Consider the following 13,093-nt stretch of genomic DNA (forward strand, 5'->3'; position numbering starts at 1 on the left):
TAAGCGCGCGGTTGTCGCCCATCAGGTTGTTGCGATTTAGCTATCTGCGCTGGGCACGGTGATGTGCTTGACCTGCTGAAAGGCTGACAGCCCCCACGGCCCCAGCTCGCGGCCGATGCCGCTGGCCTTGCCGCCGCCCCAGGAGGTGTGCGGGTAGATCACCTGCGCCGAGTTGATCCACACATGCCCGGCTTCCAGCGCCGCGGCCACGCGCAGGGCGCGGTTGCGGTCGGCGCTGGCCACGCTGGCGGCCAGGGCAAAGTCGCAGTTATTGGCTTGCTGCAGCGCATCCGCCTCATCGCTAAAGCGTCGGCTGCAGAGTACCGGGCCGAAAATTTCCTCACGCCACAGGCGGCTGTCTTCCGGCACATCGGCGTACAGCGTGGGTGCGACAAACCAGCCGGGCCTCGGCAGTTGCCGCGCGCCGCCGAGACAATGCAGGCCTTCCTGTTCGGCGATAGCGAAATACTCCAGCACCTTGTGCAGCTGCGCTTGGCTGGTCATCGGGCCCATTTCACAGCCTTCTCTGTGCGGGTCGCTGACCTTGAGCGCGGCCATGGCGCCGGCCAGCTTGTCCAGCAAGGCGTCGGCGATGCTGTCCTCAACCAGCAGGCGCGAGGTGGCTGAGCACATCTGCCCGGCGTTCCAGCAGATGCCGGCGATAATCCACTGCACCGCCTGGTCCAGATCGCTATCTGCGAAGACCAGGATCGGTGATTTACCGCCCAGCTCCAGAGCTACCGGTATTGTGCGTGCGCTAGCGGCCTGCATCACTTTGCGCCCCACCGCATTGCTGCCGGTAAACGACAGCTTGGCGATCTGCAGATGCTCGACCAGGGCCGCGCCAGTGGCGGCATCGCCCGGCAGCAGATTGAACACCCCCGCCGGTAGGCCGATGGCGCTGGCGATCTCGCCCAGTTGCAGCTCGATCAGCGGGGTCAGTTCGGACGGTTTAAGCACTACGCAGCAACCCGCCGCCAGGGCCGGGGCGAGCTTCCAGGCGCTGGTGACCAGGGGGAAATTCCACGGCACGATCAGCCCGACCACGCCGAGCGGCTCCAGGCGGGTAAAGGATTGGTAGCTGCTGTCCGGCAGGGCCACGGCGGCGTTCTGGCTGGCATCCAGGCCGTCGGCCAGTTCGGCGTAATAGACGAAGGTGGCGATGGCATCGCTGATATCCAGCTCGGCCTCATGCCGTGGCTTGCCGCTGTTGCGCATCTGCAACTCGATCAGCTGCGGGCTGCGTGCCTCTATTTCTGCAGCGAAGGCGCGCAGATAGCCCGCGCGCTCATGAGCCGGGCGTTGGCTCCAGGCCGGGAAGGCGCGGCGCGCGGCCTGCACCGCCAGCTCGACATCGGCTTCTGAGGCGCAGGCCACGCTGGCGATCTGCTCGCCGGTGCTGGGGTTGAACACCGGCAGTTGGCTGGCGCCGCTGGCGGCTTGCCAGCTGCCATCGATAAACAGTTGTGCGCTCATGCATCACCTTCAACGGAAGGATGGAACGGCGCTTGCTCCAACACTTCGATAATCAACGGTCGGTCGCTCGGCGCACTGCGCAGCAGCTCAGCCAGGTGCGCGTGGTCGCGGGCGCGTTCGGCGGAGCAGCCGAAGCCGCGGGCGATGGCGAGCAGGTCCGGGGTGTAGATATCCACGCCAATCGGGGTGATATCGCGCCTTTCCATATAGCGCTTGATCTCGCCGTAGCCGGCGTTATTCCACAGCAAGACGATGATGCCGACCTTGGCTTCCACCGCGCTGGCGAGCTCCGGCAGGGTGAACTGGATACCGCCGTCGCCCATCAGGCTGATCACCGGCCGCAAGGGCTCGGCCAGCTTGGCACCGATGGCCGCCGGCAAGCCGTAGCCCAGGGTGCCGTAGCCGGTGGAGGCGTTAAACCAGCGCCGCGCGCCGTCCAGTTCCACCAGATGGTTGCCGCTGTACACGGTCTGGGTCGAGTCGCCGACAAAGCGCGCCTCCGGCAGTACCTCAAGCACTGTGTCGAACAGCTGGCGGTAATGCGCCCAGCCGCTAAAGTCCTCGGCCAGATGCGCCTGCACGGCGGCGGTGCGCATGGCCCCGGGGCTGTTGTCGCGTTGTTCACCGGGGTCGAATTCGGCCAGCAGCATGCGCATGGCCAGGCGCGCGTCGCCCTGGATGGCCAGGGTTGGTGCGAAGTTGCGCTGCAGTTGTTGGGCGTCGATATCGATGCGAATCAGCGCGCCGCCTAGCTTGAAGTTGCCATCGAACACCACGTCGTAGTCGGTCTCGCCCAGCTCGGTGCCGATCGCCAGCACCACATCGGCGGCCAGCGCCAGTTCGCGTACCGGCACCAGCGACTGGTTGCTGCCCAACAGCAGTGGATGACCCGGCGGCAGCAGGCCTTTGGCATTGATGGTTTGTGCGGTCGGCGCATCCAGGGCCACGGCCAGAGCTCGGGCTTCGGCCTGGGCCGTGACGCAGCCACCACCGAGCAGCAGCAGCGGGCGCTTGGCGTTTTTCAGCATGGCCGCCGCTTCGCGGATCAGCGTGCGGTTGGGCGAGGGGCGCTGGATGCTCGGCTTGGTGGCCAGGCGCATATGGCTGGCATCGGCGGTGATGATGTCCAGCGGCAGCTCGATATGCACCGGCCGCGGCCGTTCCCCTTCGAATACGGCGAAGGCACGGGCCAGCACGCCGGGCAGCTCATCGACGCTCATCAATGTATGGCTGAACGCGGTCACGCCGGCGGTCATCGCCCGCTGATTGGGCAGCTCATGCAGATAGCCCTTGCCCAGGCCGAGGCGGTCGCGTTCGTTGACGCTGGAGATCACCAGCATCGGAATCGAATCGGCGTAGGCCTGGCCCATGGCGGTGAGGATATTGGTCATCCCCGGGCCGGTGATGATAAAGCACACCCCCGGCTTGCCCGAGACGCGGGCATAGCCGTCGGCCATAAAGCCGGCGCCCTGCTCGTGGCGCGGGGTGATATGGCGGATGTTGCTGTGCGGCAGGCCGCGGTACAGCTCGACGGTGTGTACGCCGGGAATGCCGAATACGGTGTCGACGCCCCAGGCTTCGAGTTGTTTGACGAGAAATTCGCCGCAGGTGGTCATGTCATCTAATCCTGTGCTGTCGTTGTAGGAGCGGGGGGACGCCGAGTCCCATGCCCGCGAACCGCTGGTGCTAAGAGCATCGCGGGCATGGCCCGCTCCTACGTCAGAGGTTTTTAACCGACGATCCAGTGCGCCATCAGCGCGATGATCGGCAGGGTGATCAGGGTGCGGATGATAAAGATGGCGAACAGTTCGAGGATGTTCAGCGGCAGCTTGGCCTTGATGATCAGCACGCCGACTTCCGACATATAGATCAGCTGGGTCAGCGACACGCAGGCCACCACGAAGCGGGTCAGTTCACTCTCGATACCCTTACCCAGCACCGCCGGCAGGAACATATCGGCAAAGCCCACCAGCATGGCCGGCGCGGCCTTGGCGGCTTCCGGCAGTTGCAGCAGTTCCAGCAGCGGCACGATCGGCGCGGACAACCAGTTGAAGATCGGGGTGTACTCGGCAATCGCCAGGGAAACGGTGCCGATGGCCATTACCAGCGGCAGCAGGCCGAGCCAGATATCTACCACGTTATGCACGCCGACCTTGACCATCTGCGCGGGCGAGGGGTTGCTGTTGGCGCGTTTCACCGCCTGCAGCACGCCCCAGCGCAGCAGCGAGGTGCCGGCCGGTACGTCTTCCTTGATCTGCTTGCCGACGCCGGCAACGTAGTCGTCTTTCTTCCACGACAGCGGCGGAATGCGCGGGGTGATGATCGCCGCGGCCAGACCCGCTACCACCACGGTCAGGTAGAAGGGCACGAACAGGTGGTCGAGCTTCATAAAGCTGGTGATCAGCAGGCTGAAGGCGATCGAGGCGACCGAGAAGTTGGTGGCGATTACCGCCGCTTCCCGGGCGCTGTAGAAACCCTTCTGGTACTGCTGCGCGGTGATCAACACACCGACGGTGCCGGAGCCGAGCCAGCTGGCGATGGCGTCGATGGCCGAGCGGCCCGGCAGGCCGAACACCTTGCGGAACACGTTACGCACCAGGGTGCCGCAGAACTCCATCAGGCCGAAATCGGTGAGCAGCGGCAAGATCAACCCGGCCACCAGGAAGAAAGTGATCAGCACCGGGGCCAGGTCTTTCAGCACCACGCCGCCGGTGTTGGCGTTCCACACCCATTCCGGGCCGAACTGCCAGAAGGTCATGGCGGCAAACACCGCACCGAGCACGCGCAGGCTGAGCCATAGCGGGCTGAGGTTAAACATCTCGTTAAGTGTCGGGCGTGTGGTCAGCCACTTGGGCTTGAGCAGGCTGGCGAACAGACCGAGGGCGGCGGAAAACAGCAGCAGGCCGGTGGCGATGGCCGGCAACCAGGCGCTTAGCGCGGCTTTCAAGGCGTCGGCCATTACGCCCAAGCCTATGGTGACCTTGTCGTCATAGACGATGGGGGTGAGAAACAGTAGGACGCCGAGCAGCGAGGGGATCAGAAAGATCAGCAGCTGGCGCAGGTTGTAGGAGCTGTGAGCGGGCGGCTGGTCGTCCAGCAGCGGCATGCTTTGGTCGTGGTTCATCGTGGCACCCTATTTATTGTTGTAGTGCACGGGCACCGCACGAGGTGCCCGATCAGTATAAAAAAGCCGGGCCCGCTTCAGCGGTGCTGAACACCCGGCAACACGCAGAGCATTTCGTAGAGCAGGTTTGCCCCTAGCAACGAGGTATTGCCGGTGGTGTCGTAGGGCGGGGAGACCTCAACCAGATCACCGCCAATCAGCTGCAGGCCCTGGCAGCCACGGATGATTTCCATGGCCTGGATGGTGGTCAGGCCGCCAATTTCCGGGGTGCCGGTGCCAGGCGCCCAGGCCGGGTCGATGCCGTCGATATCGAAGCTCAGGTACACCGGGCCGCCGCCGACCTTGGCGCGCACTTCTTCCATCAGCGGGGTCAGGGATTTGTGCCAGCACTCTTCGGCCTGGACCACACGAAAGCCCTGCTTGCGGCTCCAGTTGAAGTCCTCGGCGGTGTAGCCCTGGGCGCGAAGGCCGATCTGCACCACGCGGTCGCAATCGAGCAGGTCTTCCTCGACGGCGCGGCGGAAGGTGGTGCCGTGGGCGATCTTCTCGCCGAACATATGGTCATTCACATCGGCGTGGGCGTCGATATGCACCAGGCCGACCTTGCCGTGTTTCTTCTTGATCGCGCGAAGAATCGGCAATGTGATGGTGTGATCACCGCCCAGGGTCAGGGGGATGATGCCCAGTTCGAGGATCTCGTCGTAGGCTTCCTCGATGATGCGGATGGCCTCGGCCATATTGAAGGTGTTGATCGGCACATCGCCGATATCGGCGATATTCAGCGAGTCGAACGGTGCGGCGCCGGTGGCCATGTTGTAGGGGCGGATCATTACCGACTGGGCGCGGATCTCGCGCGGGCCGAAGCGGGTGCCGGAGCGCAGCGAGGTGCCGATATCCAGGGGCACGCCGACAAAGCCGACATCCAGTTCGCGTTTCTCTTCAGTCTTCTGGATATGCGGCAAGCGCATCATGGTGGCGATGCCACCGAAGCGCGGCATCTCGTTGCCGCCCAGGGGCTGGTGCAGGATCTTGTCCACGGCTAGGCCTCAGCATTGTTGTGGTTATTAGTGGGGCCGATTCTTGGTCAGGCTGCGCTTGCGACAAATCGCTGCAGGCAAAAACTTAGTTCAGAAATTTCTAAACTAATACGCGCCTCTGTAGGATGGGTCGGGCCGCGCAGGTTGGCGGCGCCGAACCGCGTAACCCATCCGAGGAGCCCGCGTCGATGAGCCAAGCCCTGCCCGATCTGAAACTGCTGCGCATCTTCGTCTCGGTGGTGCGTCACCAGGGTTTTGCCGCCGCGCAGCAGGAGCTGAACCTGTCCACCTCGGCGATCAGCACCTACATGAGCCAGCTGGAAAGCCAGCTGGGTTTGAGTCTTTGTCACCGTGGTCGCGGCGGCTTTAGCCTGACCAGCAAGGGCGAGCTGTTCCATCAGGAAACCCTGCGCCTGCTCGGTGAGCTGGAAGGTTTCGAGCGTTACTCGGCGGCGCTCAAGGGCGAGCTGCGCGGCACCCTCAACCTCGGCGTACTGGATTCCACGGTGAGCGACCCGGCCCTACCCCTGGCCGAGGTAATCGGCGCATACAGCCAGGAGCACCCGGCTGTGCACCTGCATCTGTCGGTGGTCAGCCCTTACGAGCTGCAACTGGCGGTGCTGGATAACCGCCTGGACCTGGCCATCGGTGCGTTCTCCACGCGGATGAACGGCCTGGTTTACCAGCCGCTGTACCGCGAGCAGCACTGGCTGTATTGCAGCGAGCGGCATTCGCTATTTACCGAGCGGCGCATCCCCGAGGAAGTGATCGCCCAGCAGCGTATGGTCGGCCGTGGCTACTGGAGCCAGGCCGAGCTGGCCCGGCACGGCTTCAAGCACAGCGCGGCGACGGTGGAGTCGATGGAGGCGCAGCTTATTCTGGTGCTGTCCGGCGCCTATATCGGCTACTTGCCGGAGCACTACGCCCAGCCCTGGGTCGAACAGGGTCGGCTAAAAGTGCTGCTACCGGCGACCTTCGGCTACCAGGCGCCCTTCTCCCTAATTTTGCGCCGTGGCCGTTCGCGGGAAGCGCTGATCCAGACCTTCCGCGACCTGCTTAAGGCCCAACTTAATCAGGGGTAGAGCCTCTTTAGGGCGTCGCACTGCGCAACTGCGGGGCGGCGAAATAGCTTTCCACCGACTCGCCGGTGTTGTCGCTATCGGCGGCGAAGACTACGCCGAGGATCTTGCGTGGCGCGCTGCCAAAGGCGGCGATGGCGTCGGCGTGCAGATCGCGGGACTCGCTTAGCCATTGCCCAAGTGGCGCTTCCGGGCCGCGTAGCACGTACATTTCCACCGTTTCGGTATAGGCGCTGCGGGCATGGGTGCCGGGTGCGGCGCGGTTGTCCCAGACGTAGCTGAGGGTCGCCGCCGGCAGCTCGGGATCGAAGAAGGTTCGCGCCAGGCGCAGCTTCTGTCGGGTGACAAAGCTTAGCGAGTCCAGCGGGTAATCCAGCAGCACATAGACCCGCGCCGCGTAGTCGTCGCCTTCGCGGGTGGCGAAGCGTGCCTGCTCTAGCTTCTGCTCAGTGCGCCATTGCCAGCTCAGTTGCCAGGGCTGATCGCCGGGTAGATCCAGCGGATGCAGCAGTCCACCGGCGGCGGCATCGGCCTTGATGCGCAGCACCTGCTGTCCGTCTTGCTCGACCAAGCTGCGCTCGGACGGTTTGAGCTTGGGGATATCCGCCAGCCGCCAGGGCGTCGACCACTCGCCGTTGGGCGGGCCGTCCGTCCAGGGCGTCAGTTGGTTATCGGCTTGCGCCAGCGGCGCCAGTACCAGCAGCGCCAGCAGTAACCCGCGCATCAGCTTCTGCGCCAGGTATGGAAACGCTCGACTAACCGCAGCAGCCCTTGCGGGGCATGCGCGCGTTTCCATTCGCCGGCCGCGTACTTGTTGGCCTCGGCCATAGTTGGGTAGCTGTGGATGGTGCCGAGAATCTTGTTCAGACCCAGGTTGTATTTCATCGCCAGCACGTATTCGGCGAGCAGCTCCCCCGCGTGTTCGCCGACGATGGTCACGCCGAGGATCTGGTCCTTGCCTGGTACGGTCAGCACTTTGACAAAGCCGTGGGCAGCCTCGTCGGCAATCGCCCGGTCGAGGTCATCGATGCCGTAGCGGGTCACCTCGTAGGCAATGTTCTGCGCCTTGGCTTCGCCTTCGGAGAGGCCGACGCGGGCGACTTCGGGGTCGGTAAAGGTGCAGGCAGGAATCACCCGGTAATCCACCTTGAAGCGCTTGAAACCTGAGAACAGCGCGTTGACCGCCGCATACCAGGCTTGGTGCGCCGCCACATGCGTGAACTGGTACGGCCCGGTGACATCGCCCACCGCGTAGATATTGGGAAAGCGCGTGGCCAGGTATTCGTCGGTTTCCAGGGTGCCGTTAGGCCGCACCGTTAGGCCCAGTTCCTCGACGCCGTAGCCGCTGACATTGGCCACCCGGCCGAGGGCCAGCAGCAGGCCATCGAAGGCGATGGTCACCTCCTCGCCGGTGTCCACGCGGCGGGCGACCATGCGTTGTTCGCCATTGACCACTTCAAAGCGTTCGGCACGGTGTTGCAGGCGCACATCCACGCCGTCGGCACGCAGGCTATTCAGTACCAACTCGCTGGCGTCGGCATCCTCGCGCGGCAGCAGGCGCTCGGCCAGCTCCACCTGAATCACCTGGCTGCCGAGGCGCTGAAAGGCCTGGGCCAGCTCACAGCCAATCGGCCCGCCGCCGAGCACCAGTAGCCAGCGCGGCTGTTCACGCAGGCTCCAGATGCTGTCTGATGTGTAACTCTGCACCTGCTCCAGGCCAGGAATCTTCGGCACCAGCGGCCGCGCCCCGGCAGCGATGATCAGGTTGCGGCTGGTCAGGGTCTGACCATTCACTTCCACGCTCCAGGGCGAGAGGATCTTTGCTTCGCCCTGAATCACTTCGACGCCCAGGCCGGTGTAACGCTCCACCGAATCATGCGGTTCGATATCGGCAATCACCCGCTGGATGCGCTGCATCACGGCCGGGAAATCCACCGTGCCCTGCACGCCGGTAAAGCCCAATGCCGGGCCCTTTTTCAGTTCATTGGCCAGCTTGGCCGAACGCAGCAGCGCCTTGGACGGCACGCAGCCGGTGTTCAGGCAGTCGCCGCCCATCTGGTGTTTTTCGATCAAGCTGACCTTGGCCTTCACCGCTGCCGCGATATAGGCGCTGACCAAGCCACCGGCCCCCGCGCCGATCACCAGCAGGTTGCGGTCGAAGGTTTTCGGTTTATGCCAACCGGCATAAACCCGCCGCGCCTGAATCAGGCCGAGCAGCTTGCGCGCGATCAGCGGGAATACCCCGAGCAGCACGAAGGCACCCAGTAGCCCCGGCGAGAGGATGCCAGCCAGAGAGTCCAGCTGGCCCAGCTCGCGGCCGGCATTTACGAAGACCAGTGTGCCCGGCAGCATGCCGAGCTGGCTGACCCACCAGTAGGTGCGCGCCGGTAGGCGGGTCAGGCCCATGGCCAGGTTGATCAAAAAGAACGGAAACAGCGGCACCAGGCGCAGGGCGAACAGGTAGAACGCGCCTTCACGTTCGATGCCCGCATCAATACCGGCCAGGCGCTGGCCGAAGCGGCTTTGCACCCAATCGCGCAGCAGAAAACGGCTGCTGAGCATGGCCAGGGTCGCGCCCAGCGTCGAGGCGAATGACACCAGCACAAAGCCTTCGAGCAGACCGAACAGTGCGCCGGCCAGCAAGGTCATCAAGGCCGCGCCGGGCAGCGACAGCGCCGTGACCGCGACGTAAGCGATAAAGAACAGCCCCGCCGCTAGCCAGGGCTGCGCGGCCACTTGAGCATTCAGCGCCGCTTGCTGCGCCTTGAGTGCTTCCAGGTTGAGGTACTGGCCGATGTCGAAGACAAAGAAGCTGCCCAGCAGCGCGAGGATCAGGCCCATCAGGGCGAGTTTGCGGCTATTCATCAGTCAGCGCCTCCAAGGCGCAAAGGCTTTGGCACAGGCTAAAACCGGCCAGCAGAGCAGTCTCTGGGCGGTCGGTCAGTTGGCCGAGCACCCGCGAACGATAGGACAACGCCGCCGGGCTATGGGCAGGCCACTGGCGGTCGAAGTCGGCGAGAAAAGCAGTGTGGTCGTAGTTCAGCGGCAGCGCTTCGATAAACAGGCCGTCACGCTGGCAACGGTAAAGCGCCGCCGGGTGTGGCGTGGTGGCGATGCGACTGAGCAGGCCATAGCGGCCGCCGGCAAAGTTCGGCAGTCCGGCCGCGCCGTTATTGATCAGCGCGCCGTGCTCAAGATTCAAGGCCACCGCCGAGCAGGTATGGCTGGTGGCGAGCACCTGCACCCTGTTGGAGGTAAACCAGGCATCCAGTTGCTCCTGGCGCTCCGGCTCGCTGAGCGATTCCCGCGAGCAGCTCCAACCGGCCAGGGATTGATCGTCGCCATGGCTGATAGCCACGCGCTGGCCGGCCACGCTGACTATCGCGGTGCTCGGCCGCGTGGCCAAGCGTTCGGCTAAACCGGGCAAACCCTGCACGGTTTTATTCAACTCAAGCTGGATGGCATTGGAACGCTCGACCACTGCCTCATCCACCGTCATCGGGTAGGCGCAGCCGCAGCCTGCACCGCTGTCGTTGGCACGACCGAGTTCGGTTTCGACATTGCCGCGCAGGGCCAGATGGGCGCTGATGCCCTGCTCAATCTGCTGGAAAATCTGCGGGTCGCGGTCAAACCAGTGCGCGTCGCCGTTAAACACCACGTGTGCATTTGGCTCGGCGGCCAAGCGTCGTTGCACGGTCGCCAGGGCCTGGCGATTGCCATACAGGCCGCCGACCACATAGAGGGTGTCGCACTCGAATAGCGGCTCGCCGCTAAAGGCATCCCGCGTCAGGCGATAGTCCAGCGGGCAGTCGCGGCCGGCGCGCATCAGGCTGTACCTGCTTTGCGCTGCTGCAACCAACCTGGCAATAGATAACCCAGCACGCAGAGCCCCAGGCCGTAGAGGTTAGTGCCGAGCAGCAGCGCGTATTTACCGTCGCCGATGGCCCAGCTCTGCGGAATCCAGTTCAAGGTCAGGGCAACGCCCAGACCCAGGCCAGTCCAGAAGCTCAGGTGAAAGCCCAATCGCGTCGGAGTGGTCAGGCCGTGCAGGACGAATACCGGGGCCAGGCCGATGACCATGGTGCCGCTGATGGTGGTGGCCTTGAGGATGTCAGTGCCGGCGATCATCGGCAGGTTACCGAGCAGGGCGAACACCACCATCACCGCCATGCCGACGCCAATGGCTTTCTGTCCGAGGTCGCGCCCGGCCAGCTTCGGCAACTCGCGTCCGGCCAGTTTGGCCAGGCTGGAGAAGGTCGAATCCAGGGTCGAACCAGCAGCGGAAACCATCACCACGGTCATCACCAGCAGCGCGCCGATGCCCAGGCTCTTGGCCAGTGCGGCGGGTACGTTGTCGGAAGCGGCCAGGCCGGTAAGTTGGGCGTGCACGCCGATCAGGCTAAAGGCGAGGATGGCGATAAAACCCAGCACCCCGGCAATCACGAAGGAGCGGCGCATGGCCTTCTCTTCGCTGATAAAGCCACGGTCGGTCAGCACCGGGTCATGGAAGCCGTAGCTGAAGGCTTGCAGGCCGGCGACCAGGAGCAGGTCGACGCCGGCATTCAGCGCCCAGTTGCTGGTGCTGGCTAGCTCGCTGGGCGAATGCTGCGGCAGCACCAGGCCGAGCACCCAGACCAAGGCAATCACGAAGATCGCCGCTTGCGCCGCGTCGGTTAGGATCGAGCTGCGCAGCCCGCCGCGCAGGCTGTAGGCCAGGGTCACGGCGGTAAACAGCAAGGCCGAGGCAATAAACTCGATACTGCCCGAGTCGCCGTAATAACCGCCAACCACCGCGGTGTTGCTCCACACCTCGTTAAACAGGCGAATCAGAATCGCGGCGGAAAACGCCAGCGCTGCGCCACGGCCATAATGGCTGCTTAGAAAGCTGACCAGGCCGGTCGCCGCAAAGCGCCGACGCAGGCGGTAGATGACAAAGCCGGTGAGCGGAATCGACAGCCAGTACATGGCATAGGCCAAGCCGCCGACCAGGCCATAAGTGGCACCCAGATTGGCGGCGTTGGTCACCGATTTGGCGAAGATCCAGCTGATAAAGATGCTGGAGGTGATCAACCACGGGCTGGCGCTGCGGCCTTGGTTGTCCTCGCCATTAAAGAACCCGCCTAGGGTTACGGCGCGTGGCGACAAGGCCAGCATCAGCGCGCCATAGACCACAAGAAAGCCCCAGAAGAACAGCCCGGTGAGACTGGTTGGTTGCATGGATTGATCCTTAGGAAGTTAACGAGCCGCCGCAGCTGGAGCCCTGGCCGGCGGTGCAGGCATAACAATGATCACGGGTCACGATGGGGTTGCCGGCCAGCGTTGCATCGAGCAGATCGCGCAGGTGCGGCCGGTCACGGCCGATCACCTCTGGCAGTTGCAGCGGCAGATCGAGCATCTGGTTGAAATCGCAGTCGTACAGGTAGCCCTGCCAATCGACGCTGACCAGGCTGCGGCACATCAAGGGTTCGAGGTTTTCCGGCCGGTAGCTGTCGCGCAACAGCTGCATATAGCCGTTGAACTGGCCCTTGCTGACCAGGGTGCTGCCAAAGCGCGCAATCGGCTGATTGGTGATGGTCAGCAGGTGGTTGAAGACGATGCCGAAGTCCTCGACCAGGTGGCGTTTGTAGTCGGCTTCCAGCGCCGCTTGCGGTGGCGGCAGGCTCGGCCCTTGTGGGTTGTACACCAAGTTGAGGATCAGGCCGCTACCCGGCTGGCCGTAGCCCAGGGCATTGAGCTGTTGCAGGCCCTTGATGCTGGCATCAAACACGCCGTCGCCGCGCTGCTTGTCGACGTTATCGCGCGAGTAACAAGGCAGCGAAGCACTGATTTCCACGCCCTGGTCGGCGAGAAACTGCGCCAGGTCTTCATAGCCCGGTTCACTGAGGATGGTCAGGTTACAGCGGTCGATTACCCGCAGGCCTTCGCGCCGCGCGTGGCTGACGATCTCGCGAAAACGCGGGTGCATCTCCGGCGCGCCGCCGGTGAGGTCGAGGGTGTGCACAGGGTGGGCGTCGATCACCTGATGCAGCAGGGCCAGGCTTTCATCGGTCATGGCCTCGGTGCGGGTCGGCCCGGCATTGACGTGGCAATGCAGGCAGCGCTGGTTGCAGCGGTAGGTCAGGTTGATCTGCAGCGCTTCCAGCTGGCCACGGCGGATAGCCGGAAAGGCCAGTTGGTCGAGCAAGGGCAACATTGCATGCACGGTGTTGGGTTCCTTGATGCTGACGCGCCGGCTGATCGTGTCAGCCGCTAAGTAGCCACTATAGAGAGTGCCCGAGGGTTTTTGTTACGCGCGCAGGTAGAAGAATGTTGCGTAATTAGTTATACAAATCTTATACAGATAATGCAGAATCTGCAGCTATTGCCCTGCCCGCTGC

At 63.9% G+C, this 13,093-nt stretch carries 10 protein-coding genes; 1 reads left to right on the forward strand and 9 read right to left on the reverse strand.

Annotation, left to right across the window (positions count from 1 at the left end):
- Positions 1 to 36: 36 nt before the first annotated feature.
- The 4 genes from ACQ4LH_RS00940 to speB form a co-directional block, all read right to left on the reverse strand.
- Entirely contained in the window at positions 37 to 1,476 is a 1,440-nt protein-coding gene (locus tag ACQ4LH_RS00940; protein ID WP_430695441.1) for an aldehyde dehydrogenase family protein, read from the reverse strand.
- Positions 1,473 to 3,092: a 5-guanidino-2-oxopentanoate decarboxylase gene (locus ACQ4LH_RS00945; RefSeq protein ID WP_430695442.1), complete on the reverse strand. Its 1,620-nt coding sequence runs from the start codon at positions 3,090 to 3,092 to the stop codon at positions 1,473 to 1,475. The genes ACQ4LH_RS00940 and ACQ4LH_RS00945 overlap by 4 nt, the downstream gene beginning before the upstream one ends.
- Positions 3,093 to 3,205: 113 nt before the next feature.
- Complete coding sequence (locus tag ACQ4LH_RS00950) at positions 3,206 to 4,600, reverse strand: YjiH family protein (RefSeq protein ID WP_430695443.1); 1,395 nt, start codon at positions 4,598 to 4,600, stop codon at positions 3,206 to 3,208.
- A gap of 77 nt (positions 4,601 to 4,677) precedes the next feature.
- Entirely contained in the window at positions 4,678 to 5,637 is a 960-nt protein-coding gene (speB, locus tag ACQ4LH_RS00955) for an agmatinase (protein ID WP_430695444.1), read from the reverse strand.
- Between the two features lie 188 nt (positions 5,638 to 5,825).
- Between speB and ACQ4LH_RS00960 the strand changes: the two genes are divergently transcribed.
- On the forward strand, positions 5,826 to 6,719 hold the full coding sequence (locus ACQ4LH_RS00960; RefSeq protein ID WP_170050257.1) for a LysR family transcriptional regulator: 894 nt from the start codon (positions 5,826 to 5,828) through the stop codon (positions 6,717 to 6,719).
- A gap of 7 nt (positions 6,720 to 6,726) precedes the next feature.
- Here the strand turns inward: ACQ4LH_RS00960 and ACQ4LH_RS00965 are convergent, their stop codons facing one another.
- Genes ACQ4LH_RS00965 through arsS form a run of 5 tightly spaced genes read right to left on the reverse strand, consistent with a single transcriptional unit; the run spans position 6,727 to position 12,909 of the window.
- Positions 6,727 to 7,440, reverse strand: coding sequence for a DUF3047 domain-containing protein (locus tag ACQ4LH_RS00965; protein WP_430695445.1), 714 nt, complete (start codon positions 7,438 to 7,440; stop codon positions 6,727 to 6,729).
- Positions 7,440 to 9,581, reverse strand: a complete 2,142-nt coding sequence (locus ACQ4LH_RS00970; RefSeq protein WP_430695446.1) for an FAD-dependent oxidoreductase — start codon at positions 9,579 to 9,581, stop codon at positions 7,440 to 7,442. Before ACQ4LH_RS00970 ends, ACQ4LH_RS00965 begins: the two co-directional genes overlap by 1 nt.
- Positions 9,574 to 10,542 (reverse strand): hypothetical protein, encoded by a 969-nt coding sequence (locus ACQ4LH_RS00975; RefSeq protein ID WP_430695447.1) that lies wholly within the window; start codon positions 10,540 to 10,542, stop codon positions 9,574 to 9,576. Before ACQ4LH_RS00975 ends, ACQ4LH_RS00970 begins: the two co-directional genes overlap by 8 nt.
- On the reverse strand, positions 10,542 to 11,933 hold the full coding sequence (locus tag ACQ4LH_RS00980) for a sodium:solute symporter (RefSeq protein WP_430695448.1): 1,392 nt from the start codon (positions 11,931 to 11,933) through the stop codon (positions 10,542 to 10,544). The genes ACQ4LH_RS00975 and ACQ4LH_RS00980 overlap by 1 nt, the downstream gene beginning before the upstream one ends.
- Positions 11,934 to 11,943: 10 nt before the next feature.
- A complete protein-coding gene (gene arsS / locus ACQ4LH_RS00985; protein ID WP_186343828.1) occupies positions 11,944 to 12,909 on the reverse strand; it encodes an arsenosugar biosynthesis radical SAM (seleno)protein ArsS in 966 nt (321 codons plus the stop codon).
- Positions 12,910 to 13,093 lie beyond the last annotated feature (184 nt).

The organism is Pseudomonas peli (assembly GCF_050563605.1).
Taxonomy (GTDB): Bacteria; Pseudomonadota; Gammaproteobacteria; order Pseudomonadales; family Pseudomonadaceae; genus Aquipseudomonas; species Aquipseudomonas peli_A.

Excerpts from the sequence above, each read along its gene's own strand:
- ACQ4LH_RS00970 (WP_430695446.1), bottom strand. The coding sequence starts at position 9,581 with ATGAATAGCCGCAAACTCGCCCTGATGGGCCTGATCCTCGCGCTGCTG.
- ACQ4LH_RS00965 (WP_430695445.1), bottom strand. The coding sequence starts at position 7,440 with ATGCGCGGGTTACTGCTGGCGCTGCTGGTACTGGCGCCGCTGGCGCAA.
- arsS (WP_186343828.1), bottom strand. The coding sequence starts at position 12,909 with ATGTTGCCCTTGCTCGACCAACTGGCCTTTCCGGCTATCCGCCGTGGC.
- ACQ4LH_RS00960 (WP_170050257.1), top strand. The coding sequence starts at position 5,826 with ATGAGCCAAGCCCTGCCCGATCTGAAACTGCTGCGCATCTTCGTCTCG.
- ACQ4LH_RS00975 (WP_430695447.1), bottom strand. The coding sequence starts at position 10,542 with ATGCGCGCCGGCCGCGACTGCCCGCTGGACTATCGCCTGACGCGGGAT.
- ACQ4LH_RS00950 (WP_430695443.1), bottom strand. The coding sequence starts at position 4,600 with ATGAACCACGACCAAAGCATGCCGCTGCTGGACGACCAGCCGCCCGCT.
- ACQ4LH_RS00980 (WP_430695448.1), bottom strand. The coding sequence starts at position 11,933 with ATGCAACCAACCAGTCTCACCGGGCTGTTCTTCTGGGGCTTTCTTGTG.
- ACQ4LH_RS00945 (WP_430695442.1), bottom strand. The coding sequence starts at position 3,092 with ATGACCACCTGCGGCGAATTTCTCGTCAAACAACTCGAAGCCTGGGGC.
- ACQ4LH_RS00940 (WP_430695441.1), bottom strand. The coding sequence starts at position 1,476 with ATGAGCGCACAACTGTTTATCGATGGCAGCTGGCAAGCCGCCAGCGGC.